Source organism: Bacillus mojavensis (assembly GCF_012648005.1).
GTDB classification, from domain to species: domain Bacteria; phylum Bacillota; class Bacilli; order Bacillales; family Bacillaceae; genus Bacillus; species Bacillus mojavensis.
Genome location: NZ_CP051464.1, coordinates 2,943,031 through 2,969,634, shown reverse-complemented (window position 1 = coordinate 2,969,634; position 26,604 = coordinate 2,943,031). Strand labels below are relative to the sequence as shown.

The 26,604-nt window shown below is 46.2% G+C and carries 17 protein-coding genes, 21 tRNA genes, 3 rRNA genes and 1 riboswitch; of the genes, 37 read left to right on the top strand and 4 right to left on the bottom strand.

Features of this window, described 5'->3' with window-relative positions:
• The first annotated feature begins 7 nt into the window (after window positions 1-7).
• Complete coding sequence (locus HC660_RS15615) at window positions 8-586, top strand: MOSC domain-containing protein (protein WP_010331619.1); 579 nt, start codon at window positions 8-10, stop codon at window positions 584-586.
• 5 nt (window positions 587-591) lie between these two features.
• Here HC660_RS15615 and HC660_RS15610 read toward each other — a convergent pair whose 3' ends face one another.
• Entirely contained in the window at window positions 592-1,080 is a 489-nt protein-coding gene (locus HC660_RS15610; RefSeq protein WP_168748608.1) for a DinB family protein, read from the bottom strand.
• 167 nt (window positions 1,081-1,247) lie between these two features.
• Between HC660_RS15610 and HC660_RS15605 the strand changes: the two genes are divergently transcribed.
• Genes HC660_RS15605 through HC660_RS15595 form a run of 3 tightly spaced genes read left to right on the top strand, consistent with a single transcriptional unit; the run spans window position 1,248 to window position 3,871 of the window.
• Window positions 1,248-1,772: an NfeD family membrane protein gene (locus HC660_RS15605; RefSeq protein WP_168748607.1), complete on the top strand. Its 525-nt coding sequence runs from the start codon at window positions 1,248-1,250 to the stop codon at window positions 1,770-1,772.
• An 18-nt stretch (window positions 1,773-1,790) separates the two neighbouring features.
• On the top strand, window positions 1,791-3,320 hold the full coding sequence (gene floT, locus HC660_RS15600; protein WP_010331616.1) for a flotillin lipid rafts scaffold protein FloT: 1,530 nt from the start codon (window positions 1,791-1,793) through the stop codon (window positions 3,318-3,320).
• A 26-nt stretch (window positions 3,321-3,346) separates the two neighbouring features.
• Window positions 3,347-3,871 (top strand): GNAT family N-acetyltransferase, encoded by a 525-nt coding sequence (locus tag HC660_RS15595; RefSeq protein ID WP_168748606.1) that lies wholly within the window; start codon window positions 3,347-3,349, stop codon window positions 3,869-3,871.
• A 40-nt stretch (window positions 3,872-3,911) separates the two neighbouring features.
• Here HC660_RS15595 and thiT read toward each other — a convergent pair whose 3' ends face one another.
• Entirely contained in the window at window positions 3,912-4,490 is a 579-nt protein-coding gene (gene thiT, locus HC660_RS15590; protein WP_168748605.1) for an energy-coupled thiamine transporter ThiT, read from the bottom strand.
• Window positions 4,491-4,589: 99 nt separating this feature from the next.
• Window positions 4,590-4,691, bottom strand: a riboswitch (TPP riboswitch).
• A gap of 409 nt (window positions 4,692-5,100) precedes the next feature.
• Here thiT and HC660_RS15585 point away from each other — a divergent pair.
• From HC660_RS15585 to glgP, 29 genes are all read left to right on the top strand, one after another.
• A 16S ribosomal RNA gene (locus tag HC660_RS15585) occupies window positions 5,101-6,650 on the top strand.
• Between the two features lie 169 nt (window positions 6,651-6,819).
• Window positions 6,820-9,747: ribosomal RNA gene (locus tag HC660_RS15580) — 23S ribosomal RNA — on the top strand.
• Window positions 9,748-9,800: 53 nt separating this feature from the next.
• Window positions 9,801-9,916 (top strand): 5S ribosomal RNA (gene rrf, locus HC660_RS15575).
• The 16S, 23S and 5S rRNA genes sit together here with 21 tRNA genes alongside, the layout of an rRNA operon.
• Window positions 9,917-9,938: 22 nt before the next feature.
• Window positions 9,939-10,014: transfer RNA gene (locus HC660_RS15570), tRNA-Val, on the top strand.
• A gap of 31 nt (window positions 10,015-10,045) precedes the next feature.
• Window positions 10,046-10,121: transfer RNA gene (locus HC660_RS15565), tRNA-Thr, on the top strand.
• 37 nt (window positions 10,122-10,158) lie between these two features.
• Window positions 10,159-10,234 (top strand) — tRNA-Lys (locus HC660_RS15560).
• Window positions 10,235-10,244: 10 nt separating this feature from the next.
• Window positions 10,245-10,331, top strand: a tRNA-Leu gene (locus HC660_RS15555).
• Between the two features lie 5 nt (window positions 10,332-10,336).
• Window positions 10,337-10,411: transfer RNA gene (locus tag HC660_RS15550), tRNA-Gly, on the top strand.
• 14 nt (window positions 10,412-10,425) lie between these two features.
• Window positions 10,426-10,511: transfer RNA gene (locus HC660_RS15545), tRNA-Leu, on the top strand.
• 9 nt (window positions 10,512-10,520) lie between these two features.
• Window positions 10,521-10,597: transfer RNA gene (locus HC660_RS15540), tRNA-Arg, on the top strand.
• Window positions 10,598-10,612: 15 nt separating this feature from the next.
• A tRNA-Pro gene (locus tag HC660_RS15535) sits at window positions 10,613-10,689 on the top strand.
• A 5-nt stretch (window positions 10,690-10,694) separates the two neighbouring features.
• Window positions 10,695-10,767, top strand: a tRNA-Ala gene (locus tag HC660_RS15530).
• 21 nt (window positions 10,768-10,788) lie between these two features.
• Window positions 10,789-10,865, top strand: a tRNA-Met gene (locus HC660_RS15525).
• Between the two features lie 2 nt (window positions 10,866-10,867).
• Window positions 10,868-10,944 (top strand) — tRNA-Ile (locus tag HC660_RS15520).
• Window positions 10,945-10,950: 6 nt separating this feature from the next.
• A tRNA-Ser gene (locus HC660_RS15515) sits at window positions 10,951-11,043 on the top strand.
• Between the two features lie 23 nt (window positions 11,044-11,066).
• Window positions 11,067-11,143, top strand: a tRNA-Met gene (locus HC660_RS15510).
• Between the two features lie 59 nt (window positions 11,144-11,202).
• Window positions 11,203-11,279: transfer RNA gene (locus HC660_RS15505), tRNA-Asp, on the top strand.
• A gap of 12 nt (window positions 11,280-11,291) precedes the next feature.
• Window positions 11,292-11,367 (top strand) — tRNA-Phe (locus tag HC660_RS15500).
• Between the two features lie 19 nt (window positions 11,368-11,386).
• A tRNA-His gene (locus HC660_RS15495) sits at window positions 11,387-11,462 on the top strand.
• A gap of 9 nt (window positions 11,463-11,471) precedes the next feature.
• A tRNA-Gly gene (locus HC660_RS15490) sits at window positions 11,472-11,545 on the top strand.
• A gap of 15 nt (window positions 11,546-11,560) precedes the next feature.
• Window positions 11,561-11,637 (top strand) — tRNA-Ile (locus HC660_RS15485).
• Between the two features lie 17 nt (window positions 11,638-11,654).
• Window positions 11,655-11,729, top strand: a tRNA-Asn gene (locus tag HC660_RS15480).
• A gap of 3 nt (window positions 11,730-11,732) precedes the next feature.
• Window positions 11,733-11,823 (top strand) — tRNA-Ser (locus HC660_RS15475).
• A 4-nt stretch (window positions 11,824-11,827) separates the two neighbouring features.
• Window positions 11,828-11,899: transfer RNA gene (locus HC660_RS15470), tRNA-Glu, on the top strand.
• Window positions 11,900-12,137: 238 nt separating this feature from the next.
• Window positions 12,138-14,018 carry a 1,4-alpha-glucan branching enzyme gene (glgB, locus tag HC660_RS15465; protein ID WP_168748604.1) on the top strand — a complete coding sequence of 627 codons (1,881 nt, stop codon included), beginning with the start codon at window positions 12,138-12,140 and terminating at the stop codon, window positions 14,016-14,018.
• Window positions 14,018-15,160, top strand: a complete 1,143-nt coding sequence (locus tag HC660_RS15460) for a glucose-1-phosphate adenylyltransferase (protein ID WP_168748603.1) — start codon at window positions 14,018-14,020, stop codon at window positions 15,158-15,160. Before glgB ends, HC660_RS15460 begins: the two co-directional genes overlap by 1 nt.
• Window positions 15,161-15,184: 24 nt before the next feature.
• Window positions 15,185-16,216, top strand: a complete 1,032-nt coding sequence (gene glgD / locus HC660_RS15455; RefSeq protein ID WP_010331611.1) for a glucose-1-phosphate adenylyltransferase subunit GlgD — start codon at window positions 15,185-15,187, stop codon at window positions 16,214-16,216.
• Entirely contained in the window at window positions 16,213-17,667 is a 1,455-nt protein-coding gene (gene glgA, locus HC660_RS15450; RefSeq protein ID WP_168748602.1) for a glycogen synthase GlgA, read from the top strand. The genes glgD and glgA overlap by 4 nt, the downstream gene beginning before the upstream one ends.
• Window positions 17,654-20,050 (top strand): glycogen phosphorylase GlgP, encoded by a 2,397-nt coding sequence (gene glgP / locus HC660_RS15445; protein ID WP_168748601.1) that lies wholly within the window; start codon window positions 17,654-17,656, stop codon window positions 20,048-20,050. Before glgA ends, glgP begins: the two co-directional genes overlap by 14 nt.
• Window positions 20,051-20,080: 30 nt before the next feature.
• Here the strand turns inward: glgP and HC660_RS15440 are convergent, their stop codons facing one another.
• Both HC660_RS15440 and HC660_RS15435 read right to left on the bottom strand, forming a co-directional pair.
• Window positions 20,081-20,548, bottom strand: a complete 468-nt coding sequence (locus tag HC660_RS15440; RefSeq protein ID WP_168748600.1) for a TspO/MBR family protein — start codon at window positions 20,546-20,548, stop codon at window positions 20,081-20,083.
• Window positions 20,549-20,696: 148 nt separating this feature from the next.
• Window positions 20,697-21,416 (bottom strand): yteA family sporulation protein, encoded by a 720-nt coding sequence (locus tag HC660_RS15435; protein WP_010331607.1) that lies wholly within the window; start codon window positions 21,414-21,416, stop codon window positions 20,697-20,699.
• A gap of 291 nt (window positions 21,417-21,707) precedes the next feature.
• Here HC660_RS15435 and HC660_RS15430 point away from each other — a divergent pair, with 291 nt between their 5' ends.
• Genes HC660_RS15430 through menB form a run of 4 tightly spaced genes read left to right on the top strand, consistent with a single transcriptional unit; the run spans window position 21,708 to window position 26,526 of the window.
• Entirely contained in the window at window positions 21,708-23,123 is a 1,416-nt protein-coding gene (locus HC660_RS15430; RefSeq protein ID WP_029441396.1) for an isochorismate synthase, read from the top strand.
• Entirely contained in the window at window positions 23,120-24,862 is a 1,743-nt protein-coding gene (gene menD, locus HC660_RS15425) for a 2-succinyl-5-enolpyruvyl-6-hydroxy-3-cyclohexene-1-carboxylic-acid synthase (RefSeq protein ID WP_168748599.1), read from the top strand. The genes HC660_RS15430 and menD overlap by 4 nt, the downstream gene beginning before the upstream one ends.
• Complete coding sequence (gene menH, locus HC660_RS15420) at window positions 24,850-25,674, top strand: 2-succinyl-6-hydroxy-2,4-cyclohexadiene-1-carboxylate synthase (protein WP_168748598.1); 825 nt, start codon at window positions 24,850-24,852, stop codon at window positions 25,672-25,674. Before menD ends, menH begins: the two co-directional genes overlap by 13 nt.
• Window positions 25,675-25,707: 33 nt before the next feature.
• Window positions 25,708-26,526 carry a 1,4-dihydroxy-2-naphthoyl-CoA synthase gene (menB, locus tag HC660_RS15415; RefSeq protein ID WP_010331603.1) on the top strand — a complete coding sequence of 273 codons (819 nt, stop codon included), beginning with the start codon at window positions 25,708-25,710 and terminating at the stop codon, window positions 26,524-26,526.
• Window positions 26,527-26,604 lie beyond the last annotated feature (78 nt).

Below are 26,604 nucleotides of genomic sequence, written 5' to 3'. Positions count from 1 at the left end.
CAAGCTTATGTGGAAACGCATGACTGCAAAAACGGAAGGCTTATATGTTGCAGATACAGAAAGCTTTGTAACAAAACAAATGGACAAGCTCGATTTTGATTATGGCGGCATTCCCGGCGACTTGCATTTCGGCCTGACAAAAAAAGCTGGGGCCCGAGAGCCGATGTTTTCAAGAGGAACAGAGATTTTTAATCGCAGGCAAATCTCAATTGTTTCAACAGAAGAATGTGACGAAATTGCTTTGAAAATGGGTGTCCCGAGTATTTTTCCAGAATGGCTCGGTGCAAATGTTGCAATCAGCGGTATACCTGATTTCACAACATTAAAAGAAGGAAGCCGGCTTATATTTCCGAGCGGCGCCGCTTTACTGTGTGAGGGAGAAAATGATCCGTGTATCCAGCCGGGTGAAGTCATCCAGTCTTATTATCCGGACAAGCCAAAGCTTGCACCGGCTTTTGTCCGCCATGCGTTGGGGATAAGAGGTATTGTATGTATTGTCGAGAGACCCGGTGCCGTGTATGCAGGTGACGAAATAATCGTTCATTCCTATCAGCGGAACATTAAACAAAAAGCAGAAAGAGTCTGATTAAATCAGACTCTTTCTGCTTTTTGTTTAATTTCTTTGATCTGGCTAAGGTGGCGTTTTTCATGATGGCCGATAAAATCGATCCATTGTCTGACGGTCAGCTCTTGAAACAAGGGATGCGGCAATACTCTTTCGAAATCTTCTTCTTTAAGAGATGCAATAACAGCTGTTAACTGCTCCCTTACAACATCAAGCTCCCGTTTCATTTGGCTGCCTGAAATAAAATCATGATCTGGTTCAAGATGGGCGGGCGCTTTCCGTTTATTGCTTCTATCCTGTGCAGCCGTAAGCGGTTTTTCCCCAATTTCCTTAATAGGCGCTTCCTTTACTCGTTCTTTCAGCATGTTTTGGGCGGTCATATCAATTTTCTTCAAATGATCAAGAACTTCCCGTATACTCCATTCATCAGAAGAAGGCTTTTGATTCAGCTTTTCATCGGAAAGTCCTTTGACTTCATTCCATGTTTCTAATCTGGCTTCATTAAAGATACTCATCATATCTCCTCCTGAAAAAACATTACCATATATAAGGGCATTTATCATGTATAAAGCACTGTGTCGGGAGCATTTATCGAAACATTTTGAAACCTTTCCTTGTGTGTCTCGTATAAAAGGTAACGACGGCCGTCGGTTAAAGTAGCAGCTTAGAAAGGATGAGAAAATTGGAGTTATACGGTGTTCCTGTCCAAACGATTTACCTTTACACCCTTATCATAGCCGGAAGCCTTACGCTGCTATTTTTATTTTTCGGAGATGTGTTTGAAGGGCTGTTAGAAGGTATTCCATTTTTAAACCCGACATTGGTGCTCTCATTTTTCACATTTTTCTCCGCATCTGGATATATAGGCGAAACAGTTATCCCCCTCTCCAGCCTGATTATTGCTCTATTATCCTGTCTTCTTTCAGTGCTGCTGGTGATATTGCTCCATTTATTTGTGCTTGTCCCTTTATCATCGGCAGAAGAATCATTGACTTATCGGGAAGATGATCTTAGAGGAAGACTCGGAAAAGTCATAACCGCTATTCCTGTTGATGGATTTGGAGAAGTGCTGATTGAAGGGATAGGCGGTACGATCTCAAAATCGGCGATCAGCTTTGAAAATGAACAGATCAGTTACGGAACAGTCGTCTTAGTTGTGGATGTCAAAAACGGAGTTCTTTCAGTCACTCCGCATGAACCTTTATAAAACAAGGAGGAATGTCATATGACAATGCCGATTATCATCGTCATCGGAGTTGTATTCTTTTTACTCATTGCACTTATAGCGGTATTTATTACAAAATATCGTACGGCAGGGCCTGATGAAGCGTTAATTGTTACAGGAAGCTATCTTGGAAATAAAAATGTTCATGTTGATGAGGGAGGCAACCGCCTGAAGATTGTTCGCGGAGGAGGAACCTTTGTTCTTCCGGTTTTTCAGCAGGCTGAGCCGTTAAGTCTGTTATCAAGCAAACTCGATGTATCGACTCCTGAAGTTTATACAGAGCAAGGTGTGCCTGTAATGGCGGACGGAACTGCAATTATTAAAATCGGCGGATCGATCGGAGAAATCGCCACAGCAGCCGAACAATTTTTAGGAAAGTCAAAAGAAGACCGAGAGCAGGAGGCGCGTGAAGTACTGGAGGGCCACCTTCGCTCCATTCTCGGGTCTATGACAGTAGAAGAAATTTATAAAAACCGCGAAAAATTCTCCCAAGAAGTGCAGCGTGTCGCTTCACAGGATCTCGCTAAGATGGGCCTTGTGATTGTCTCCTTTACCATTAAAGATGTCCGTGATAAAAACGGCTATCTTGAATCACTAGGTAAACCTAGAATTGCGCAGGTAAAACGTGATGCTGACATTGCAACCGCAGAGGCTGATAAAGAAACAAGAATTAAGCGGGCGGAAGCCGATAAAGAAGCCAAAAAATCAGAGCTTGAACGAGCGACGGAAATTGCGGAAGCTGAAAAAATCAATCAGCTTAAAATGGCTGAATACCGGCGAGATCAAGATACAGCAAAAGCCAACGCTGACCAGGCATACGATTTGGAAACAGCTAAAGCACGCCAGCAGGTCACAGAGCAGGAAATGCAGGTCAAGATTATAGAGCGGCAAAAACAAATTGAATTAGAAGAAAAAGAAATACTTCGCCGTGAACGCCAGTATGATTCTGAAGTAAAGAAAAAAGCGGATGCAGACCGCTATTCAGTTGAGCAATCTGCCGCTGCTGAAAAAGCCAAACAGCTAGCCCAAGCCGATGCCAAGAAATACAGCATAGAAGCGATGGCGAAGGCTGAAGCTGAAAGGGTCAGAATTGACGGTCTTGCAAAAGCAGAAGCGGAAAAAGCAAAAGGTGAGACAGAGGCCGAGGTTATTCGCTTAAAAGGTCTTGCTGAAGCGGAAGCGAAAGAAAAAATTGCTGCTGCCTTTGAGCAGTACGGTCAGGCTGCAATTTTCGATATGATTGTCAAAATGCTTCCGGAATACGCGAAACAGGTATCAGCACCGCTTTCAAATATTGATAAGATCACCGTCGTTGATACAGGAGGCAGCGGTGATTCAAGCGGCGCCAACAAAGTCACAAGCTATGCGACAAACTTAATGTCCAGCTTACAAGAAAGCTTAAAAGCGTCTTCGGGAATCGACGTAAAGGAAATGATTGAGAACTTTTCAGGAAAAGGCAACATCAAACAGAGCATCAACGAACTGACAAATGAATTAAAAGAAACAAAACCTGTTCAAAAATCTGAATAACCATTGCGGAAAGGAATAGAGAATGAATGGTGACTATAAGAGAAGCACGAATAGATGATATAAAGGCCATCGCAAAAGTGCACGTTGACAGCTGGATGACAACATACAGCGGCATTGTCTCGGCTGAATACTTAAATGGTTTAAACTACAACGATTTTGAAGCCAAATGGAAAACCCGTTCATTAAAGGGGGTTTTTGTGGCAGAAGATGATAAAGGTTCAGTATTCGGCTTTGCATCTTTTGGTCCTATTCGTACAGAGCAGAAAGGCTATGACGGTGAGTTATATGCCATTTACCTTTTAGAAGAAAAACAGCGGCAAGGTGCAGGCAGAGCACTTTTGACAAAGGGAGCAGATTTTTTGCTTGATCATGGCTTTACGAGCATGTTTGTTTGGGTCGTAGAAGAGAATCCTTCGATTACATTTTATCAGTCGTTTTCACCTGAAAGAGCAGCCCAGGATAGGTTTGAAATCGCAGGAGAAAGTTTGAAAGAAATAGGATTCGCTTGGCCGGATCTTGCTTCATTAAAAAATCTGCTTAACAGAAGATAGAAAACAACCCCCAGCGGAACGGCCGCTGGGGGTTGTTAGATTAAGCTTTTTCAGTTTTCAGCAAGCGCGGAGCTGTCATGAACAATAAACAAAGGACAATCGCACAGATGATGAATGATGGAACCATATAAGTAGCATTATAAGTTAATGAGTAAATCCATACCGGCGTTCCTTTTGGTGCAAAGCTGCCGAAAAATACCGCCCCTGAAATCACATGTGCAGCATAACGCAGAAAACTGCCGATAAAAACTGCGCAAATCACTGATACAATCAATTTTCCTTTTGCTTTTGATAAAGCTGATTTGCGGACAGCGGAAGCGAAAAAGCCGCTTATTCCAACAGCGGCGAACGCTGCAATGTAATCAAGCAATAGCTGAACAGGGTGCTGAAGAAATAGATTTCCAATCGCAATTTGAACAAGACCTGTCAATAGACCGGTGGTAAGACCTGCTTTAACTCCCCAGCGAAATGAAATCAAAAAAATCGGAATCATCATGATGGATACCGATCCTCCTTGAGGCATACGGAGGAACATTCCGGAAACGATGTCTAAAATGACAGCAGCAGCAGTCATGATTGCAATTTCAATAAGACGAACCAGTTGTCTTGGTTGAGCCATAAAAATCCCCTTCCATTGATAGACAATCCAAAAGGACAACAAAAAAGCAGCACGCGGAAGGATAGGAAAGTTCCACGCACTGCTTTACAATCTGCAATTCATTTGACTTTGCCACATCCCTACGCCAGCGTTAACTAACAGGTTCAAAGGGTCAGAACGGAACCGCTCACTCTCAGCTTTTATGCTCCCCTTGTGGTTATCGGATATTTAGTTCGTTTCTACTATACAAGAAAAAGGTTAAAACAACAAGATGATATTGCCTGTGGCAAATATTCATTAATAGATATATGTTTTAAAAAGCATTACAAGTTAGATAGAATTAAAAAAGATTACAGTTTTATTATTTTATAGATTTTTTTAAAAAAACTATTGCAATAAATAATTATAGGTGTTATATTATTAAACGTCGCTGATGAACAGCAGACAAAACAAGAAGCCTCAAAACACTTTGAAAAAAAGTTGTTGACAATCAGAGAGCTGAATGTTATATTAATAAAGCTGCTTCATCGAGAGTGGTGATGATCTTTGAAAACTAAACAAGACAAAACGTACCTGTTAATTCAAGTTTTAAATAAATCGCACAACGATGTGCGTAGTCAGTCAAACTACTTTATCGGAGAGTTTGATCCTGGCTCAGGACGAACGCTGGCGGCGTGCCTAATACATGCAAGTCGAGCGAACAGATGGGAGCTTGCTCCCTGATGTTAGCGGCGGACGGGTGAGTAACACGTGGGTAACCTGCCTGTAAGACTGGGATAACTCCGGGAAACCGGGGCTAATACCGGATGCTTGTTTGAACCGCATGGTTCAAACATAAAAGGTGGCTTCGGCTACCACTTACAGATGGACCCGCGGCGCATTAGCTAGTTGGTGAGGTAACGGCTCACCAAGGCAACGATGCGTAGCCGACCTGAGAGGGTGATCGGCCACACTGGGACTGAGACACGGCCCAGACTCCTACGGGAGGCAGCAGTAGGGAATCTTCCGCAATGGACGAAAGTCTGACGGAGCAACGCCGCGTGAGTGATGAAGGTTTTCGGATCGTAAAGCTCTGTTGTTAGGGAAGAACAAGTACCGTTCAAATAGGGCGGTACCTTGACGGTACCTAACCAGAAAGCCACGGCTAACTACGTGCCAGCAGCCGCGGTAATACGTAGGTGGCAAGCGTTGTCCGGAATTATTGGGCGTAAAGGGCTCGCAGGCGGTTCCTTAAGTCTGATGTGAAAGCCCCCGGCTCAACCGGGGAGGGTCATTGGAAACTGGGGAACTTGAGTGCAGAAGAGGAGAGTGGAATTCCACGTGTAGCGGTGAAATGCGTAGAGATGTGGAGGAACACCAGTGGCGAAGGCGACTCTCTGGTCTGTAACTGACGCTGAGGAGCGAAAGCGTGGGGAGCGAACAGGATTAGATACCCTGGTAGTCCACGCCGTAAACGATGAGTGCTAAGTGTTAGGGGGTTTCCGCCCCTTAGTGCTGCAGCTAACGCATTAAGCACTCCGCCTGGGGAGTACGGTCGCAAGACTGAAACTCAAAGGAATTGACGGGGGCCCGCACAAGCGGTGGAGCATGTGGTTTAATTCGAAGCAACGCGAAGAACCTTACCAGGTCTTGACATCCTCTGACAATCCTAGAGATAGGACGTCCCCTTCGGGGGCAGAGTGACAGGTGGTGCATGGTTGTCGTCAGCTCGTGTCGTGAGATGTTGGGTTAAGTCCCGCAACGAGCGCAACCCTTGATCTTAGTTGCCAGCATTCAGTTGGGCACTCTAAGGTGACTGCCGGTGACAAACCGGAGGAAGGTGGGGATGACGTCAAATCATCATGCCCCTTATGACCTGGGCTACACACGTGCTACAATGGACAGAACAAAGGGCAGCAAAACCGCGAGGTTAAGCCAATCCCACAAATCTGTTCTCAGTTCGGATCGCAGTCTGCAACTCGACTGCGTGAAGCTGGAATCGCTAGTAATCGCGGATCAGCATGCCGCGGTGAATACGTTCCCGGGCCTTGTACACACCGCCCGTCACACCACGAGAGTTTGTAACACCCGAAGTCGGTGAGGTAACCTTTATGGAGCCAGCCGCCGAAGGTGGGACAGATGATTGGGGTGAAGTCGTAACAAGGTAGCCGTATCGGAAGGTGCGGCTGGATCACCTCCTTTCTAAGGATATTTACGGAAGATAAGACCTTGGGTCTTATAAACAGAACGTTCCCTGTCTTGTTTAGTTTTGAAGGATCATTCCTTCGAAACGTGTTCTTTGAAAACTAGATAACAGTAGACATCACATTCAATTAGTAACACAAGATATCACATAGTGATTCTTTTTAACGGTTAAGTTAGAAAGGGCGCACGGTGGATGCCTTGGCACTAGGAGCCGATGAAGGACGGGACGAACACCGATATGCTTCGGGGAGCTGTAAGCAAGCTTTGATCCGGAGATTTCCGAATGGGGAAACCCACCACTCGTAATGGAGTGGTATCCATATCTGAATTCATAGGATATGAGAAGGCAGACCCGGGGAACTGAAACATCTAAGTACCCGGAGGAAGAGAAAGCAAATGCGATTCCCTGAGTAGCGGCGAGCGAAACGGGATTAGCCCAAACCAAGAGGCTTGCCTCTTGGGGTTGTAGGACACTCTATACGGAGTTACAAAGGAACGAGGTAGATGAAGAGGTCTGGAAAGGCCCGCCATAGAAGGTAACAGCCCTGTAGTCAAAACTTCGTTCTCTCCAGAGTGGATCCTGAGTACGGCGGAACACGTGAAATTCCGTCGGAATCCGGGAGGACCATCTCCCAAGGCTAAATACTCCCTAGTGACCGATAGTGAACCAGTACCGTGAGGGAAAGGTGAAAAGCACCCCGGAAGGGGAGTGAAAGAGATCCTGAAACCGTGTGCCTACAAGTAGTCAGAGCCCGTTAACGGGTGATGGCGTGCCTTTTGTAGAATGAACCGGCGAGTTACGATCCCGTGCAAGGTTAAGCAGAAGATGCGGAGCCGCAGCGAAAGCGAGTCTGAATAGGGCGCATGAGTACGTGGTCGTAGACCCGAAACCAGGTGATCTACCCATGTCCAGGGTGAAGTTCAGGTAACACTGAATGGAGGCCCGAACCCACGCACGTTGAAAAGTGCGGGGATGAGGTGTGGGTAGGGGTGAAATGCCAATCGAACCTGGAGATAGCTGGTTCTCTCCGAAATAGCTTTAGGGCTAGCCTCAAGGTAAGAGTCTTGGAGGTAGAGCACTGATTGGACTAGGGGCCCCTACCGGGTTACCGAATTCAGTCAAACTCCGAATGCCAATGACTTATCCTTGGGAGTCAGACTGCGAGTGATAAGATCCGTAGTCGAAAGGGAAACAGCCCAGACCGCCAGCTAAGGTCCCAAAGTATACGTTAAGTGGAAAAGGATGTGGAGTTGCTTAGACAACCAGGATGTTGGCTTAGAAGCAGCCACCATTTAAAGAGTGCGTAATAGCTCACTGGTCGAGTGACTCTGCGCCGAAAATGTACCGGGGCTAAACGTATCACCGAAGCTGCGGACTGTTCTTCGAACAGTGGTAGGAGAGCGTTCTAAGGGCTGTGAAGCCAGACCGGAAGGACTGGTGGAGCGCTTAGAAGTGAGAATGCCGGTATGAGTAGCGAAAGAGGGGTGAGAATCCCCTCCACCGAATGCCTAAGGTTTCCTGAGGAAGGCTCGTCCGCTCAGGGTTAGTCGGGACCTAAGCCGAGGCCGAAAGGCGTAGGCGATGGACAACAGGTTGATATTCCTGTACCACCTCCTCACCATTTGAGCAATGGGGGGACGCAGGAGGATAGGGTAAGCGCGGTATTGGATATCCGCGTCCAAGCAGTTAGGCTGGGAAATAGGCAAATCCGTTTCCCATAAGGCTGAGCTGTGATGGCGAGCGAAATTTAGTAGCGAAGTTCCTGATTCCACACTGCCAAGAAAAGCCTCTAGCGAGGTGAGAGGTGCCCGTACCGCAAACCGACACAGGTAGGCGAGGAGAGAATCCTAAGGTGATCGAGAGAACTCTCGTTAAGGAACTCGGCAAAATGACCCCGTAACTTCGGGAGAAGGGGTGCTCTGTTAGGGTGCAAGCCCGAGAGAGCCGCAGTGAATAGGCCCAGGCGACTGTTTAGCAAAAACACAGGTCTCTGCGAAGCCGTAAGGCGAAGTATAGGGGCTGACGCCTGCCCGGTGCTGGAAGGTTAAGAGGAGCGCTTAGCGTAAGCGAAGGTGCGAATTGAAGCCCCAGTAAACGGCGGCCGTAACTATAACGGTCCTAAGGTAGCGAAATTCCTTGTCGGGTAAGTTCCGACCCGCACGAAAGGCGCAACGATCTGGGCACTGTCTCAACGAGAGACTCGGTGAAATTATAGTACCTGTGAAGATGCAGGTTACCCGCGACAGGACGGAAAGACCCCGTGGAGCTTTACTGCAGCCTGATATTGAATGTTGGTACAGCTTGTACAGGATAGGTAGGAGCCTTGGAAACCGGAGCGCCAGATTCGGTGGAGGCATCGGTGGGATACTACCCTGGCTGTATTGACCTTCTAACCCGCCGCCCTTATCGGGCGGGGAGACAGTGTCAGGTGGGCAGTTTGACTGGGGCGGTCGCCTCCTAAAAGGTAACGGAGGCGCCCAAAGGTTCCCTCAGAATGGTTGGAAATCATTCGCAGAGTGTAAAGGCACAAGGGAGCTTGACTGCGAGACCTACAAGTCGAGCAGGGACGAAAGTCGGGCTTAGTGATCCGGTGGTTCCGCATGGAAGGGCCATCGCTCAACGGATAAAAGCTACCCCGGGGATAACAGGCTTATCTCCCCCAAGAGTCCACATCGACGGGGAGGTTTGGCACCTCGATGTCGGCTCATCGCATCCTGGGGCTGTAGTCGGTCCCAAGGGTTGGGCTGTTCGCCCATTAAAGCGGTACGCGAGCTGGGTTCAGAACGTCGTGAGACAGTTCGGTCCCTATCCGTCGCGGGCGCAGGAAATTTGAGAGGAGCTGTCCTTAGTACGAGAGGACCGGGATGGACGCACCGCTGGTGTACCAGTTGTTCTGCCAAGGGCATCGCTGGGTAGCTATGTGCGGACGGGATAAGTGCTGAAAGCATCTAAGCATGAAGCCCCCCTCAAGATGAGATTTCCCATTCCGCAAGGAAGTAAGATCCCTGAAAGATGATCAGGTTGATAGGTCTGAGGTGGAAGTGTGGCGACACATGGAGCTGACAGATACTAATCGATCGAGGACTTAACCCAATTTCTAATGATGTCACACCTGTTATCTAGTTTTGAGAGAACACTCTCAATTGTTTGGTGGCGATAGCGAAGAGGTCACACCCGTTCCCATGCCGAACACGGAAGTTAAGCTCTTCAGCGCCGATGGTAGTCGGGGGTTTCCCCCTGTGAGAGTAGGACGCCGCCAAGCAATTGCACGTTAGTGCAATTATGGAGGATTAGCTCAGCTGGGAGAGCATCTGCCTTACAAGCAGAGGGTCGGCGGTTCGAGCCCGTCATCCTCCACCATATTTACTATACATAATATGTTTACATATGAGCCGGTGTAGCTCAATTGGTAGAGCAACTGACTTGTAATCAGTAGGTTGGGGGTTCAAGTCCTCTTGCCGGCACCACTTTTATATGATATAATATTCAAGTCTCTTGTAAGAAGAGCCATTAGCTCAGTTGGTAGAGCATCTGACTTTTAATCAGAGGGTCGAAGGTTCGAGTCCTTCATGGCTCACCATTTATATGTTGCGGATGTGGCGGAATTGGCAGACGCGCTAGAATCAGGCTCTAGTGTCTTTACAGACGTGGGGGTTCAAGTCCCTTCATCCGCACCATTTCTGCGGAAGTAGTTCAGTGGTAGAACACCACCTTGCCAAGGTGGGGGTCGCGGGTTCGAATCCCGTCTTCCGCTCCAACTATACCATCCACGCCGGGGTGGTGGAATTGGCAGACACACAGGACTTAAAATCCTGCGGTAGGTGACTACCGTGCCGGTTCAAGTCCGGCCCTCGGCATTATCATTTGCGCCCGTAGCTCAATTGGATAGAGCGTTTGACTACGGATCAAAAGGTTAGGGGTTCGACTCCTCTCGGGCGCGCCATGATTTACATGAAATCGGGAAGTAGCTCAGCTTGGTAGAGCACATGGTTTGGGACCATGGGGTCGCAGGTTCGAATCCTGTCTTCCCGACCATTCTTGGGGCCTTAGCTCAGCTGGGAGAGCGCCTGCTTTGCACGCAGGAGGTCAGCGGTTCGATCCCGCTAGGCTCCACTTGGTTTCAATATATGATTTGGCGGTGTAGCTCAGCTGGCTAGAGCGTACGGTTCATACCCGTGAGGTCGGGGGTTCGATCCCCTCCGCCGCTACCAAAGGACCTTTAGCTCAGTTGGTTAGAGCAGACGGCTCATAACCGTCCGGTCGTAGGTTCGAGTCCTACAAGGTCCACCACAATACGGAGGAATACCCAAGTCTGGCTGAAGGGATCGGTCTTGAAAACCGACAGGGGTGTCAAAGCCCGCGGGGGTTCGAATCCCTCTTCCTCCGCCATATATATCCTTACATTTTATCATCGCGGGGTGGAGCAGTTCGGTAGCTCGTCGGGCTCATAACCCGAAGGTCGCAGGTTCAAATCCTGCCCCCGCAACCAAAAAATATATCCTTTTAAATAAGGAGCGCCCGAAGGGTGCAACCAATTAAAATCAAAATGGTCCGGTAGTTCAGTTGGTTAGAATGCCTGCCTGTCACGCAGGAGGTCGCGGGTTCGAGTCCCGTCCGGACCGCCATTTAAATCATAAGGCTCGGTAGCTCAGTTGGTAGAGCAACGGACTGAAAATCCGTGTGTCGGCGGTTCGATTCCGTCCCGAGCCACCATTTACAAATATATATTTTGGCGGTTGTGGCGAAGTGGTTAACGCACCAGATTGTGGCTCTGGCATTCGTGGGTTCGATTCCCATCAATCGCCCCAAATAAAATCGCGGGTGTAGTTTAGTGGTAAAACCTCAGCCTTCCAAGCTGATGTCGTGGGTTCGATTCCCATCACCCGCTCCATTTCTATATCGTCATGGGCCTGTAGCTCAGCTGGTTAGAGCGCACGCCTGATAAGCGTGAGGTCGATGGTTCGAGTCCATTCAGGCCCACCATACCATGACATTTACATTCCACAGTAGCTCAGTGGTAGAGCTATCGGCTGTTAACCGATCGGTCGCAGGTTCGAATCCTGCCTGTGGAGCCATATGGAGAAGTACTCAAGTGGCTGAAGAGGCGCCCCTGCTAAGGGTGTAGGTCGTGTAAGCGGCGCGAGGGTTCAAATCCCTCCTTCTCCGCCATGACGGCCCGTTGGTCAAGCGGTTAAGACACCGCCCTTTCACGGCGGTAACACGGGTTCGAATCCCGTACGGGTCATCCTGAAACCTTGCATATCCTGCAAGGTTTTTTTATTTTCCTAAAACGATATAATATACATCTGATTTTGTTTTTTATTTTTATATCAGATTTACAACAAAAAACTCCATATCTCTTGTTTTTCTTCAGAAAATGAAGTTTTATGTCAATAAATATAAGCGCTTTCTAGAAAGGGCTTTTTTTATTTCTCCGAATAAATAATATAAATGAAAACTATGATGTCAGAAAGGATGATTACATGGCCGCTGCCAGCCCAACAGCACATGATGTTTATCTTTTTCACGAAGGCAGTCTGTTTAAAAGCTATCAGCTGTTTGGCTCGCATTATCGCGAGCTGAATGGCCAAACCGGGTATGAGTTTTGTGTGTGGGCGCCTCATGCGTCAGAAGTTCGAGTGGCTGGGGATTTTAACAGTTGGTCAGGTGAGCTTCATGTGATGCAAAAAGTTAATGATAACGGCATTTGGACATTATTTGTTCCAGGTTTGAAAGAAAAGGAACGATATAAGTATGAAATCGTGACAAATAGCGGAAAGACTATGCTGAAGGCAGACCCGTATGCTTTTTATTCAGAAGTGAGACCGAATACGGCGTCTCTTACTTACGATCTTGCAGGGTACAGCTGGCATGATCAAAAGTGGCAAAAGAAGCAGAAAGATAAAACGATATATGAAAAGCCGGTTTTTATTTATGAGCTTCACCTTGGTTCATGGAAGAAGCATTCCGATGGCACGCTTTACTCCTATGAAGAATTAGGCCAGTCTCTTATTCCTTATATCAAAGAGCAGGGGTTTACCCATATCGAGCTGCTGCCCGTTTATGAACATCCTTATGATCGCTCTTGGGGTTATCAAGCAACGGGGTATTACAGCCCGACAAGCCGATTTGGCACGCCTCATGATTTGATGAGGTTTGTGGATGAATGCCATCAGGCAAACATCGGCGTCATACTTGATTGGGTCCCCGGACATTTTTGTAAAGATTCGCATGGGCTTTATATGTTTGATGGAGCGCCTCTTTACGAATATCAAGAAGAGCGTGACCGGGAGAACTGGCTGTGGGGCACCGCTAACTTTGATTTAGGAAAACCGGAAGTTCAAAGTTTTTTAATTTCTAATGCGTTGTACTGGGCGGAATTCTATCATATAGATGGTTTTAGGGTCGATGCCGTGGCCAATATGCTGTATTGGCCAAATCAGGCTGAACGTCATATGAATCCCTATGCAGTTGCATTTTTAAAGAAGCTGAATCAAACAATGCGGGAGGCATATCCGCATGTCATGATGATAGCGGAAGATTCCACCGAATGGCCTCAAGTAACAGGTTCTGTTGAGGAAGGGGGGCTTGGCTTTCATTTTAAATGGAACATGGGCTGGATGAATGATGTGCTGAGATACATGGAGACGCCTTTTGAACAAAGGCGGGACTGCCATCAGCTTGTGTCTTTTTCCTTGCTTTATGCGTTTAGTGAACATTTTGTATTGCCATTTTCTCATGATGAAGTCGTGTATGGGAAAAAATCGCTTCTTCATAAGATGCCTGGCGACTATTGGCAGAAATTTGCCCAATATCGGCTTTTACTCGGTTATATGACCGCTCATCCCGGTAAAAAACTCATTTTTATGGGTTCGGAATTTGCTCAATTCGATGAATGGAAAGATACAGAACAGCTTGATTGGTTTTTGAACACCTTCCCCATGCATCAGAAAGCAAGTGTTTTTACTCAAGATCTTCTCCGCTTTTATCAAAAAAGCAAAATCCTTTATGAAAATGACCATCGTGCTCAATCATTTGAATGGATTGATGTCCACAATGAGGAGCAATCAATTTTCTCTTTTATTCGGTACGGCAGACGGCACGGTGAGGCGCTTATCATCTTATGTAATTTTACCCCCTCGGTCTATCATCAATACGATGTAGGCGTTCCCTTTCTTACCCAATATATCGAAGTGTTGAACAGTGACAATGAAAAATATGGGGGCTCAGGTCAATTGAATAAAAAGCCGTTAGCAGCCAAATCTGGAGCTGTTCATCAAAAACCGTACTATATCACGATGACAATCCCCCCTTATGGCATTTCGATAATGCGGGCGGTGAAAAAAAGAGGAGAGATAAAATAATGAAAAAACAATGTGTGGCTATGCTCCTTGCCGGCGGGAAGGGCAGCCGTCTCAGCGGATTAACAAAAAATATGGCAAAACCGGCCGTATCTTTTGGGGGGAAATACCGGATTATTGATTTTACGCTCAGCAACTGCTCGAATTCAGGCATAGACACAGTAGGCATCTTAACGCAATATCAGCCATTGGAGCTGAATTCCTATATTGGCATTGGCAGTGCATGGGACCTTGACAGGCACAATGGGGGCGTTACAGTATTGCCTCCTTATGCTGAGTCATCCGAAGTGAAATGGTATAAAGGGACGGCAAGCGCAATTTATGAAAATCTTAATTACCTGAACCAATATGATCCCGAGTATGTGCTGATCTTATCAGGCGATCACATTTATAAAATGGACTACGGCAAAATGCTTGATTTTCATATTGAAAAGAAAGCGGATGTGACCATCTCCGTGATTGAAGTGGGATGGGAAGAAGCAAGCCGATTCGGCATCATGAAAGCAAATGAAGACGGGGTCATCACACATTTTGATGAAAAGCCTAAATTCCCAAAGAGCAATTTGGCATCCATGGGTATTTATATTTTCAATTGGCCCCTCTTGAAGCAATATCTTGAGATGGATGACCGGAATCCGTATTCAAGCCATGACTTCGGCAAAGATATCATTCCTCTTCTTTTGGAGGAGAAAAAGAAGCTTTCCGCTTATCCGTTTAAAGGATATTGGAAGGATGTCGGAACGGTGCAGAGCTTATGGGAGGCCAATATGGATTTGCTGAAAGACCAGTCTGAACTGGGGCTGTTTGAACGCAATTGGAAGATTTACTCTGTCAATCCGAATCAGCCTCCGCAATTTATTTCGCCTGAGGCGCAGGTTCATGACTCACTTGTGAATGAGGGGTGTGTTGTTTATGGGAATGTGTCTCACTCCGTTCTTTTTCAAGGGGTCACCGTCGGTAAGCACGCAACGGTCAAGCGTTCAGTGATTATGCCGGATGTGACAATCGGTGAGCATGTCGTGATTGAGAATGCCATCGTGCCTAAGGGATTGGTGCTTCCAGATGGCGCTATGATTAAATCTGAAACAGACATTCAGGAGGTGCTGCTTGTATCGGAGGAATTTGTAGAGAAAGAATTGATTTAATGACTGAAGAGGAGGCAGAATCAGTTGATCAATAATCAAATGTTAGGTGTTATAGATGAAACCACATATAAGCATTCTCTTCAGGATTTAACCGCGCAGCGGTCACTTGGTGCGATTCCTTTTGCTGGCAGGTACCGTTTGATAGATTTTATGCTGTCCAATATGGTGAATGCGAATATTAGGAGTGTAGCGATTTTTCCGAAGTATCGCTACCGGTCTCTTATGGATCATCTTGGAGCCGGGAAGGAATGGGATTTGCACCGAAAAAAGGACGGCCTCTTTTTTTTCCCGTCACCGCATTTGCATGATGAGTATGATGAATTCGGTTCATTCCGCCAGTTTTCTGATCATCTCGATTACTTTCATAGAAGTACACAGCAATATGCCATCATCACCAACAGCCATACTGTATGCAACATTCAATTTCAATATGTGTTAAAAAGACATCAGGAGGTGGGCTGTGACATTACCGAGGTCTTTCAGGACGGTCAGTCGCTGCAAATCTATATCATGTCTTCTAAACTCTTGAAAGAATTGATCTATGGACATGTTGAAAAAGGATATAGAACCATTCAGGAGGTTGTTGAAAAAGAAGCTTCCGCATTGACCATTTGCCCATACGAATATTCGGGGTATGCGGCCGTTATTGATTCTGTAGAAAAGTATTATACCCATAGCATGGAGCTTATTCAGCCGCGTTTTTGGCAGCAGGTGTTTTTGCCACAGCAGCCGATTTATACAAAAGTGAAGGATGAGCCCCCAACAAAATACGGGAAGTACAATACCGTTAGAAATTCTTTAGTGGCAAACGGCTGTGTGCTTGAGGGAGAGGTCGAAAACTGCATCTTGTTCAGGGCGGTGCATGTTGGGAAAGGCACGAAGCTGAAAAATTGCATTATTATGCAAAAAACGCAGATTGGTGAGAATTGTTTGCTGGAGCAGGTGATTGCTGATAAGGATGTCAAAATCGGCAATGCAACTGAAGTCTCGGGAACGGAGGAGCAGCCGCTCGTATTAAAAAAAGGATTGGTGCAAGGAGAGCTGATGAATTCTTGAAAGTGTTATTTGCTGTCTCAGAATGTACCCCGTTTGTAAAATCAGGAGGCTTGGCCGATGTGGCCGGCGCGCTGCCCAAAGTGCTTTCTCGTCTTGGGAACGACGTAGCGGTGATCATGCCGAAATACAGTCAAATCCCTGAAGCCTGGCAAAAACGTATGAAGAAAACAGCTGAATGTACAGTTGCTGTTGGCTGGCGTCAGCAATATTGCGGAATTGAACATTTGGCTGAAGATGGTGTGAATTATTATTTTATTGACAATAAATATTATTTTTCAAGAGACTCCCTTTACGGGCATTTTGACGACGGGGAGCGGTTTGCTTATTTTTCAAGAGCTGTGCTGGAAGCGGCAGAAGCAGTAAATTTTCAAGCTCATATCATTCATACTCATGACTGGCATACAGCTATGGTCAATTACTTGTTGAAAGAGGAATACAGCAAGCACCCCTTTTATGAGCAGATGAAAAGTGTGCTCACGATCCATAACTTGCAGTTTCAAGGTGTTTTCCCGCCTGAGGTGACACATGACTTGCTCGGGCTGGACATGAGTCATTTTCATTATGAAAGATTAGAATGCAATGGATTTGTTAATTTTATGAAAGCGGGGATTATTGCTGCTGATCATGTAACAACGGTGAGCCCGACTTATAGAAATGAAATCTTAACGCCTTATTACGGCGAGCAGCTTGAGCCAGTTTTGCAGTATAGGGAAAAGGATTTAACAGGGATCTTAAACGGTATTGACGACTCTTTCTATCAGACAGAGAGCAATCCGTATATTGAAGTGCATTACGATCCTGAACATCTTGATTTAAAGGAAGAAAATAAAACGAAGCTCCAGCAGCGGATGGGCCTTCCGGTACGAAAAGATATTCCGCTGATCAGTATGGTAACAAGGCTGACCAAACAGAAGGGGCTTGATCTAGTTAAGAGAATGATGCACGAGCTGCTGGAGGAGAGAGACATACAGCTGATTGTGCTAGGTACGGGGGAACGGGAATTTGAGGACTACTTCCGGTACATTGAATTTGCATTTCACGATAAATGCAGGGCGTATATTGGGTTTGATGAACCGCTCGCCCATCAGATTTATGCGGGCTCAGATTTGTTTTTGATGCCGTCGAAATTTGAGCCGTGCGGTCTGGGGCAGATGATTGCGCTTCAATATGGCACTATTCCGATTGTCAGAGAAACGGGCGGGCTTTATGATACAGTCCGTTCCTACCGGGAGGAAGAGGGAACAGGCAACGGTTTTACGTTCTCAGCCTTTAATGCTCATGATCTGAAATTTACGATCGAGAGGGCGCTGTCGTTTTATCGCCAAAAGGATGTATGGAAGAGCATCATGAAAACTGCAATGAATACAGATTACAGCTGGAAACAATCAGCAAAACAATATCAGCGCATTTTCGAGCATGTGACAAGGAGTGGACGGGATGTTCTCGAGTAAAGAACGCTTTGCAGCCTTATTTTTAAAGCGTCTGGAAATGACGTGCGGGAAAAGCTTTCAAGAATCTTCCAAGCTTGATCAATATAAAACCTTAGGCAATATGATCAGAGAGTACATCAGCGCTGATTGGATTCAGACAAATGAAAGAAGCAGGTCCAATTCCGGAAAGCAGACATATTATTTGTCGATTGAATTTCTTCTCGGGCAGCTCCTTGAACAGAATTTAATGAATCTCGGTATTCGGGATGTAGTGGAAGCGGGTCTGAAAGAGATCGGCATCAGTCTAGACGAGATCCTTTATATGGAGAGCGACGCGGGGTTGGGGAATGGCGGTCTCGGGCGATTGGCTGCTTGCTTCTTAGATTCTCTGGCTTCGTTAAATTTGCCTGGGCATGGGATGGGTATTCGGTATAAGCATGGCTTATTTGAACAAAAGATTGTTGACGGGCATCAAGTTGAGCTGCCTGAGCAATGGCTGAAAAACGGAAATGTATGGGAAGTAAGAAATGCTGATCAGGCGGTTGACGTGCCGTTTTGGGGCGAGGTGCATATGACTGAAAAAAACGGCCGTCTGCATTTTCGTCATGAACAAGCAACAATTATTACCGCCGTTCCTTACGATATCCCGATCATCGGATATGATACGGGCACAGTCAACACGTTAAGACTTTGGAACGCCGAGCCTTATGCGCATTATCATGGCGGCAATATTTTGTCTTATAAACGGGAAACAGAAGCTGTATCTGAATTTTTGTACCCTGATGACACGCATGACGAGGGTAAGATATTACGGCTGAAGCAGCAGTACTTTTTAGTGTGTGCCAGTTTAAAAAGCATAGTGAACAATTATCGCAAAACGAATCAATCATTATATAGCCTGCATAAAAAAGTAAGCATTCATATTAATGACACCCATCCTGCACTTGCTGTGCCAGAGCTGATGCGGATTTTGCTTGATGAAGAGAACATGAATTGGGAAGATGCCTGGCATATCACGGTACATACAATTTCCTATACGAATCATACGACACTGTCAGAAGCGCTTGAAAAATGGCCGATTCATTTATTTAAGCCGTTGCTCCCGCGAATGTATATGATTATTGAAGAGATTAATGAGAGGTTTTGCAGAGCGGTTTGGGAGAAGTATCCCGGTGATTGGAAAAGGATAGAGGATATGGCGATTACGGCGCACGGAGTTGTCAAAATGGCTCACCTCGCAATAGTGGGAAGCTACAGTGTCAACGGAGTTGCCAAAATTCATTCCGACATATTAAAGGAACGGGAAATGCGTAATTTTCATTTGATGTTTCCGAATCGGTTTAACAATAAAACAAATGGAATTGCCCATAGACGCTGGCTGTTAAAAGCCAACCCCGGCTTGTCCGCCATGATAACAGATGCGATAGGCAATGAATGGATAAAACATCCGGAATCCCTGATTCAGCTCGAACCGTACGCTACTGACCCCGCTTTTATTGAGCAGTTCCAAAATAACAAAAGCAGAAAAAAGCAAGAGCTTGCTGATCTGATTTTTTGCACGGCCGGAGTGGCAGTGAATCCGGACAGCATATTTGACGTGCAGGTAAAACGGCTTCATGCGTATAAACGGCAGCTGCTGAATGTTCTTCATATTATGTATTTGTATAACCGCCTGAAGGAGGATTCGGGATTTTCAATTTATCCGCAAACCTTTATTTTCGGAGCAAAGGCTTCACCAAGCTATCATTACGCGAAGAAAATCATTAAACTGATTCATTCCGTTGCGGAGAAGGTAAATTATGATCCGGCGGTGAGGCAGCTGCTCAAGGTCGTTTTTTTAGAAAATTACAGGGTTTCTATGGCGGAGCAGATTTTTCCGGCATCAGATGTAAGTGAACAAATCTCGACTGCAAGCAAGGAAGCGTCCGGTACAGGAAATATGAAGTTTATGATGAATGGCGCGCTGACAATCGGCACACATGACGGGGCGAATATTGAAATTCTGCAACGCGTCGGAGCTGATTGTGTTTACACATTTGGTTTGAAGGCGGATGACGTTCTTTCCTACCAGGAAAACGGAGGCTACAGATCAAGGGAATATTATCAGCATGACCGCAGAATCAGGCAGGTTGCCGATCAGCTGATCAACGGCTTTTTTGAAGGTGAACCTGATGAATTTGAATCCATTTATGATTCGCTGCTGCCGCATAATGACGAGTATTTTGTATTGAAGGATTTCAGCTCATACGCGGATGCTCAGGAGCGTGTTCAAGCTGATTATCAAGATCGGCGAAAATGGTCAGAGCGTTCAATCTTAAACATTGCCCATTCAGGCTATTTTTCAAGCGACCGGACGATTCATGAATATGCGAAACACATTTGGAAAATTAAGCCGATGGTGTAAAAAAGCCGCTATTTGAGCGGCTTTTTTTGTTCAAAGATTCATTGAATAGATCGTAAAGGATAAGACTGTTGCAAAGGCACTCCATAAAAAATAAGGCACAAGAAGCCAGCTTGCGGCCCTGCTGTATACTTTTGCAATGATGATCACAACCAGCGCTGTTATCGTGACAAGCAGGCAGTCAATGGATGCGGCAAGGAGATTCTTTTGCGTAAACTGAAAATAACTGAATGCCTGATTCAGCACATAATTGATCAAAAACGCCAGCCAAAAGCTTTTCGCTTGTCTAAATGACCTTTTGGCATAAACAATGGCAGCTGAAAGAGAAATCAGTGCAAACAGGATGGCCCAGATGATGCCGATCGTTGGCCCGCTTGGCGTCCAGTCTGGCTTTTTCAGTGAATGATACCAATTTTGGTCGATAGGAAATAGATAGTCTGCGGCTGAAAACAGCGCGTATGTAAGGATAAAAACCACGATTGCGCCGATCATCTTTTTCATGTGTTTCCTCCGGTATGTATTTATTTTACATGTACTTTTCCTTTATCTTGGATAGATCACCCCCGCGGTATGCGGGGGTGATGATGTAGATGAGCTTCAGTTATACGGTTTGTATACAAATGCAGACATTAACTTTTTCCCGGGGGTGTCAATCTGCATGGAGGTCGCCAAACGTCGTCATGATGCCTTCTTCATCCAGCTCTTCCTCATAACGTTCATGTGCCCTGCTTGGATACACTGTAATTTCTTTGCCTGTAATATCTGTAGCAATGAAATTCTCATATGATTCTGTATTGCCGATATTTTCTTCGGCATTCATTGTCATATCATCATAGCTGAGCGGCGGATTTTCCATGTCCTGCGGTGTTTCTGAGTTTCCGTATTTTTCAACGTCCTGGTAGGAGTCTTCACTGTCATAAGGCGCTCTGATTTCTTCATCATCGTCAAATTCAAATTGACCGAAGGGTGTTTCTTCCTCAATCGGACGGTCTTTGGAAACGACATCCTGTGATGAATACTCTGCGAGCGTCGTGGCAGTCGGAAGCGCTTCAAGACGTTCATAAGGGATTTCTTTTCCGCTGACCTCACAAATCCCGTACGTGCCGTTTTCTATCGCCTTCAATGAATGCTCAATGTCCCGGAGATGCTCCCGTTCATGTAAATCAAGAGCAATGTCTTTTTCACGCTCATAAAGCTCTGTCGCCTGATCGCCTGGGTGGTTGTCATAAGCAGAAAGCTCACCCCATGAATCATACGGAAAGGCTGAATTGAGCTGAAAGTGGTCATTGTCTTTGAAGCGGTTCAATATATCTTCCTTCGTTTCTTCAAGTTCTTTTTTTAAATGCTGAAGCTGTTCGTTTGTAAGCAATATAATCGCCTCGTTTCTCTGTAATGCATACCTTTAGTATGGACAGATCGCCTGAGAACTTTCATAAATCCCTTGTGGAGGAATATAGGAGATTTTCCTTATATGGTAAGCGGATACAACCTTTGCTATCAGTGGAGAAAGAAATTTAAGGTTTGTTTCTTTTTCATTTCTGGAATTAGGTTTATAATAGGTAAGGCAGGCCATTTGGACTGCATGATCTGTGTATTTGACACAATGTAGACACAGGTGTATGGTATTAAAAGCATTTTAAGAATTATGGAGGAATGTCTCATGGTGACAACGGTGCAGCGTACGTTCCGAAAGGAAGTTCTACATGCATTATATAAAGCCAAAGAAGTCAACCATGCTGTCTTAATAAGCTATTCGAGACAAATTGAGTCTCTTGACCCTCTATCATTTTTCAATTACGGAGCAAAAAAATATACAGGCAATCGATTTTTTTGGTCAGAACCTGAAAGTGAATTGACAATAGTCGGTCTTGGCAAAGAAGCTGTTTTCCATACGAATCAAAAAAACGACGAGCGGTATCGTGAGGTTTTTGAACAATGGGAGCGCTTTAAAAAGACGGCTTTTCATATTTATGAAGAAGAAAAGCTGCAGCACTCTGCAGTGGGACCTGTTTTATTCGGAGGCTTTTCCTTCGACCCTTACGAAGAAAGAGGTACTGAATGGGACCATTTCTCGGAAGGGGATTTCTTTGTGCCTTCGCTTATGCTGACGATAACTGCTGAAGGCCCATTCCTTACAGTTAACAGATGGGTAAGCGGAGAAGATGATGCAGAAGCTGTTTTGGAAGGCTTAAAATCTTTTGCAGCGGAATTTATGATCCCTGATTTCAATCAAGAAGATCAGGCTGTGATGACAGCATCTCAGGAGCTGGATAAGTCTGATTGGCTGAAAGCAATCGAAACGGCAACAAGCCAAATTAAAGAGAAACAATATGATAAAGTGGTTCTTGCCAGAGAGCTGCTGCTCACGTTTGATGGTCCGGTCAAAATTGAACCGGTGCTTAAAACGCTTTTGACCGATCAGCAGACAAGCTATGTTTTTGCAATCGAACAAGAAGGCAAAACCTTTGTCGGCGCTTCTCCGGAAAGACTGATTAAAAGAGACGGGAACACTGTCATGTCTACTTGTCTGGCAGGTTCTATAAAGCGCGGCTCTGATGAAGAAGAAGACCGCCGCATCGGCCTTGAATTATTAAACGATGAGAAAAATCTGCTGGAGCATGATATTGTTGTAGGCATGATTCATAACGCTTTTGTATCAAGCTGTTCGGACGTTGAAAAGCCTGACAAACCTGTATTGTACAAAACGAAAAGCGTCCAGCACTTATTTACGCCGATTGTCGGGCAGCTTCGTGATTCGGCTTCGCTATTTGACTTAATAGAGAAATTGCATCCTACTCCGGCGCTTGGGGGAGCACCTCAGAAAAAAGCGGTAGAAGTGATTAGAGAGATCGAACCGATGTCCCGCGGCTGGTATGCGGCTCCTGTCGGCTGGATTGACAGTCAGGATAACGGAGAATTTGCTGTTGCCATCCGTTCAGGGCTGATTGAAGGCAGCACAGCACGCCTGTTTGCCGGGTGCGGCATTGTGGAAGACTCTGAACCGCAATCGGAATACGAAGAAACACAGATGAAATTAAAGCCGATGATCTCTGCACTGGGAGGTGAGAGACGTTGACAGTGAACCCGATTACTCATTACATCGGAAGTTTTATTGATGAATTCGCCCTTTCCGGAATTACAGACGCTGTCGTTTGTCCAGGCTCAAGATCCACACCGCTGGCAATTCTTGCAGCCGCGCATCCGGATATCAACGTCCATATCCAAATTGATGAAAGATCTGCCGGATTTTTTGCATTGGGGCTGGCAAAAGCACAGCAGCGTCCCGTGCTTCTGATTTGCACATCAGGAACGGCCGCGGCCAACTTTTATCCGGCTGTGATTGAAGCCCATTATTCAAGAGTACCGATTATAGTGTTAACTGCTGATCGGCCGCACGAGCTGCGTGAAGTAGGCGCACCGCAGGCCATTAATCAGCACTTCTTATTCGGTAACTTTGTTAAGTTTTTCACAGACTCTGCTCTTCCCGAAGAGTCGCCGCATATGCTGAGATATATCCGAACGCTGGCAGGACGTGCCGCCGGGGAAGCACAAAAGCGTCCAATGGGTCCTGTGCACGTGAATGTACCGCTTCGTGAGCCGCTGATGCCTGATCTTTCTGATCAGCCGTTTGAAAGAATGAGAACTGGGCGTCACGTGTCAGTGAAAACGGGTACGCAATCGGTGGACCGGAACTCTCTGTCTGACGTGGCTGCAATGCTGAAAGAGGCCGAAAAAGGCATGATCGTCTGCGGAGAACTTCACAGTGATGCTGATAAACAAAACATTGTGGAGCTGTCAAAAGCGCTACATTATCCAATTTTAGCTGACCCGCTGTCTAACCTGCGGAACGGCGTCCATGATAAAAGCACCGTTATTGATGCGTATGACTCATTTTTAAAAGATGATGAGCTGAAGTCAGCACTGCGGCCTGATGTCGTGATCCGTTTCGGACCGATGCCTGTTTCAAAGCCGGTTTTCTTGTGGCTGAAGGATGACCCAGCCATTCAGCAGATTGTGATTGATGAGGATGGCGGCTGGAGAGACCCGACACAGGCAAGCGCACATATGATTCACTGCAGCCCGTCTAGTTTTGCCGAGGCGATCATGGCTGAACATACTGGAGTGGACCGAACTTTGGAATGGCTGGAAAAATGGCAGATTGTGAACCAGCGTTTCCGTGAGCATTTGCAAACGATCAGCAATGAAGAGGTTTCATTTGAGGGCAACCTCTACCGAATCCTCCAGCATCTTGTGCCCGAAAATAGCTCGCTGTTTGTCGGAAACAGCATGCCAATCAGGGATGTTGATACGTTTTTCGAAAATCAGGACCGCAATTTCCGTATCTATTCAAACCGTGGCGCAAATGGGATTGATGGTGTCGTCTCTTCTGCCATGGGTGTTTGTGAAGGAACAAAAGCGCCTGTGACCCTCGTGATCGGGGATTTGTCTTTTTATCATGATTTAAACGGGCTGCTGGCGGCTAAAAAATTGGACATTCCGCTTACTGTGATCCTCGTGAACAATGACGGCGGAGGGATTTTTTCATTTTTGCCGCAAGCATCTGAAAAGACACACTTTGAAGATTTGTTCGGCACGCCGACCGGGCTCGATTTCAAGCATGCTGCTGAGCTTTACGGAGGCACGTATTCATGCCCGGCTTCGTGGGATGAATTCAAATCATCATACGCACCGCAGGCTGACAAGCCCGGCCTTCACATTATAGAAATCAAAACGGATCGCCAATCAAGAGTTCAGCTTCATCGTAATATGCTGAATGAGGCTGTGCGGGAAGTGAAAAAACAATGGGAACTGTAAACATAACTGTTGCAGACGGCGTCCGATATGCTGTGACAGACGATCGGCCCAGTGCTTCTGATGCCGTCGTCTGTCTGCACGGGTTTACCGGCAGCAAAGAATCCTGGGCCTTTCTCGACCAGTTGCTGCCTGATACTCGTGTCATCAAAATTGATTGCTTAGGGCACGGAGAAAGTGATGCCCCGCTGAATGGAAAAAGATATAGCACGAGCCGGCAAGTTTCAGACCTTGCCGAGATATTCGATCATTTAAAACTTCACAAAGTGAAACTTATTGGTTATTCTATGGGGGGGAGGCTTGCTTATTCCTTTGCCATGACATACCCCAAACGGATATCAGCGCTTGTGCTCGAAAGCACGACGCCCGGCCTTAAAACCCTCGGGGAACGGAAAGAACGAATCTTGCGGGATCGGAAGCTTGCGGATTTTATTTTGCGTGACGGGATCAAAGCCTTTGTGGACTATTGGGAAGGCATCCCTTTGTTTTCGACGCAGCAGCGGCTTGCTGATGAGGTTCGGCAAAGGATACGATTGGGCCGTCTGAGAAACAATAACATTGGGCTGGCCAACAGTTTAATCGGTATGGGCACCGGTTCACAGCCTTCCTGGTGGAGCCGGTTAAAAGATATTGCGGCGCCTGTGCTTCTCATCTGCGGAGAATGGGACGAAAAGTTTTGCGCCATTAATCAAGAGGTGCATAAGAAGCTTCCATCTAGTAGAATAGAGATTGTTCCTGAAGCAGGCCATACAGTGCATGTGGAACAGCCGCATTTTTTTGGTAAAATAGTGAGTGAGTTTTTAACAAATGTATAACTCGGTACATGGAAAAATAGAGGAGGTCATATCATGGCTGTAGAATGGAAAACTGAACGTACATATGATGAAATATTGTATGAAACGTATAATGGTATTGCAAAAATAACAATCAACCGCCCTGAGGTACATAACGCCTTTACACCTAAAACGGTTGCTGAAATGATTGATGCATTTGCTCGCGCGAGAGATGATCAAAACATCGGCGTTATCGTGCTTGCCGGTGCCGGAGACAAAGCGTTTTGTTCTGGCGGAGACCAAAAAGTGCGAGGACACGGCGGTTATGTGGGCGACGACCAAATTCCGCGTTTAAACGTACTGGATCTTCAGCGTTTAATTCGTGTCATTCCGAAACCTGTTGTTGCGATGGTATCCGGATATGCGATTGGCGGAGGACACGTGCTTCACATCGTATGTGACTTGACAATCGCTGCCGACAATGCGATTTTCGGACAAACCGGCCCTAAAGTGGGAAGCTTTGACGCAGGTTACGGTTCAGGCTACCTGGCTCGCATCGTAGGACATAAAAAAGCCCGTGAAATCTGGTACCTTTGCCGTCAGTACAACGCGCAGGAAGCGCTGGATATGGGACTTGTCAACACAGTTGTTCCTTTGGAACAGCTTGAAGAAGAAACGATTAAATGGTGTGAAGAAATGCTTGAGAAAAGCCCGACCGCACTTCGTTTTCTTAAAGCTGCGTTTAACGCGGACACAGACGGACTTGCTGGAATTCAGCAGTTTGCAGGGGATGCAACCCTTCTTTACTACACTACTGATGAAGCGAAAGAAGGCCGTGATTCCTTTAAGGAGAAACGCAAACCGGATTTCGGCCAATTCCCGCGTTTTCCGTGATCAGCAGATACGTATGAAACTAACAGCTTGAGCCATTGCGGTCCAAGCTGTTTTCTCTTTTAAATCAAGTAATTTCAC

Excerpts from the sequence above, each read along its gene's own strand:
- HC660_RS15595 (WP_168748606.1), top strand. The coding sequence starts at position 3,347 with ATGGTGACTATAAGAGAAGCACGAATAGATGATATAAAGGCCATCGCA.
- glgB (WP_168748604.1), top strand. The coding sequence starts at position 12,138 with ATGGCCGCTGCCAGCCCAACAGCACATGATGTTTATCTTTTTCACGAA.
- HC660_RS15430 (WP_029441396.1), top strand. The coding sequence starts at position 21,708 with ATGGTGACAACGGTGCAGCGTACGTTCCGAAAGGAAGTTCTACATGCA.
- menH (WP_168748598.1), top strand. The coding sequence starts at position 24,850 with ATGGGAACTGTAAACATAACTGTTGCAGACGGCGTCCGATATGCTGTG.
- menB (WP_010331603.1), top strand. The coding sequence starts at position 25,708 with ATGGCTGTAGAATGGAAAACTGAACGTACATATGATGAAATATTGTAT.
- HC660_RS15460 (WP_168748603.1), top strand. The coding sequence starts at position 14,018 with ATGAAAAAACAATGTGTGGCTATGCTCCTTGCCGGCGGGAAGGGCAGC.
- HC660_RS15610 (WP_168748608.1), bottom strand. The coding sequence starts at position 1,080 with ATGAGTATCTTTAATGAAGCCAGATTAGAAACATGGAATGAAGTCAAA.
- glgP (WP_168748601.1), top strand. The coding sequence starts at position 17,654 with ATGTTCTCGAGTAAAGAACGCTTTGCAGCCTTATTTTTAAAGCGTCTG.
- floT (WP_010331616.1), top strand. The coding sequence starts at position 1,791 with ATGACAATGCCGATTATCATCGTCATCGGAGTTGTATTCTTTTTACTC.
- thiT (WP_168748605.1), bottom strand. The coding sequence starts at position 4,490 with ATGGCTCAACCAAGACAACTGGTTCGTCTTATTGAAATTGCAATCATG.
- HC660_RS15440 (WP_168748600.1), bottom strand. The coding sequence starts at position 20,548 with ATGAAAAAGATGATCGGCGCAATCGTGGTTTTTATCCTTACATACGCG.
- HC660_RS15615 (WP_010331619.1), top strand. The coding sequence starts at position 8 with ATGTGGAAACGCATGACTGCAAAAACGGAAGGCTTATATGTTGCAGAT.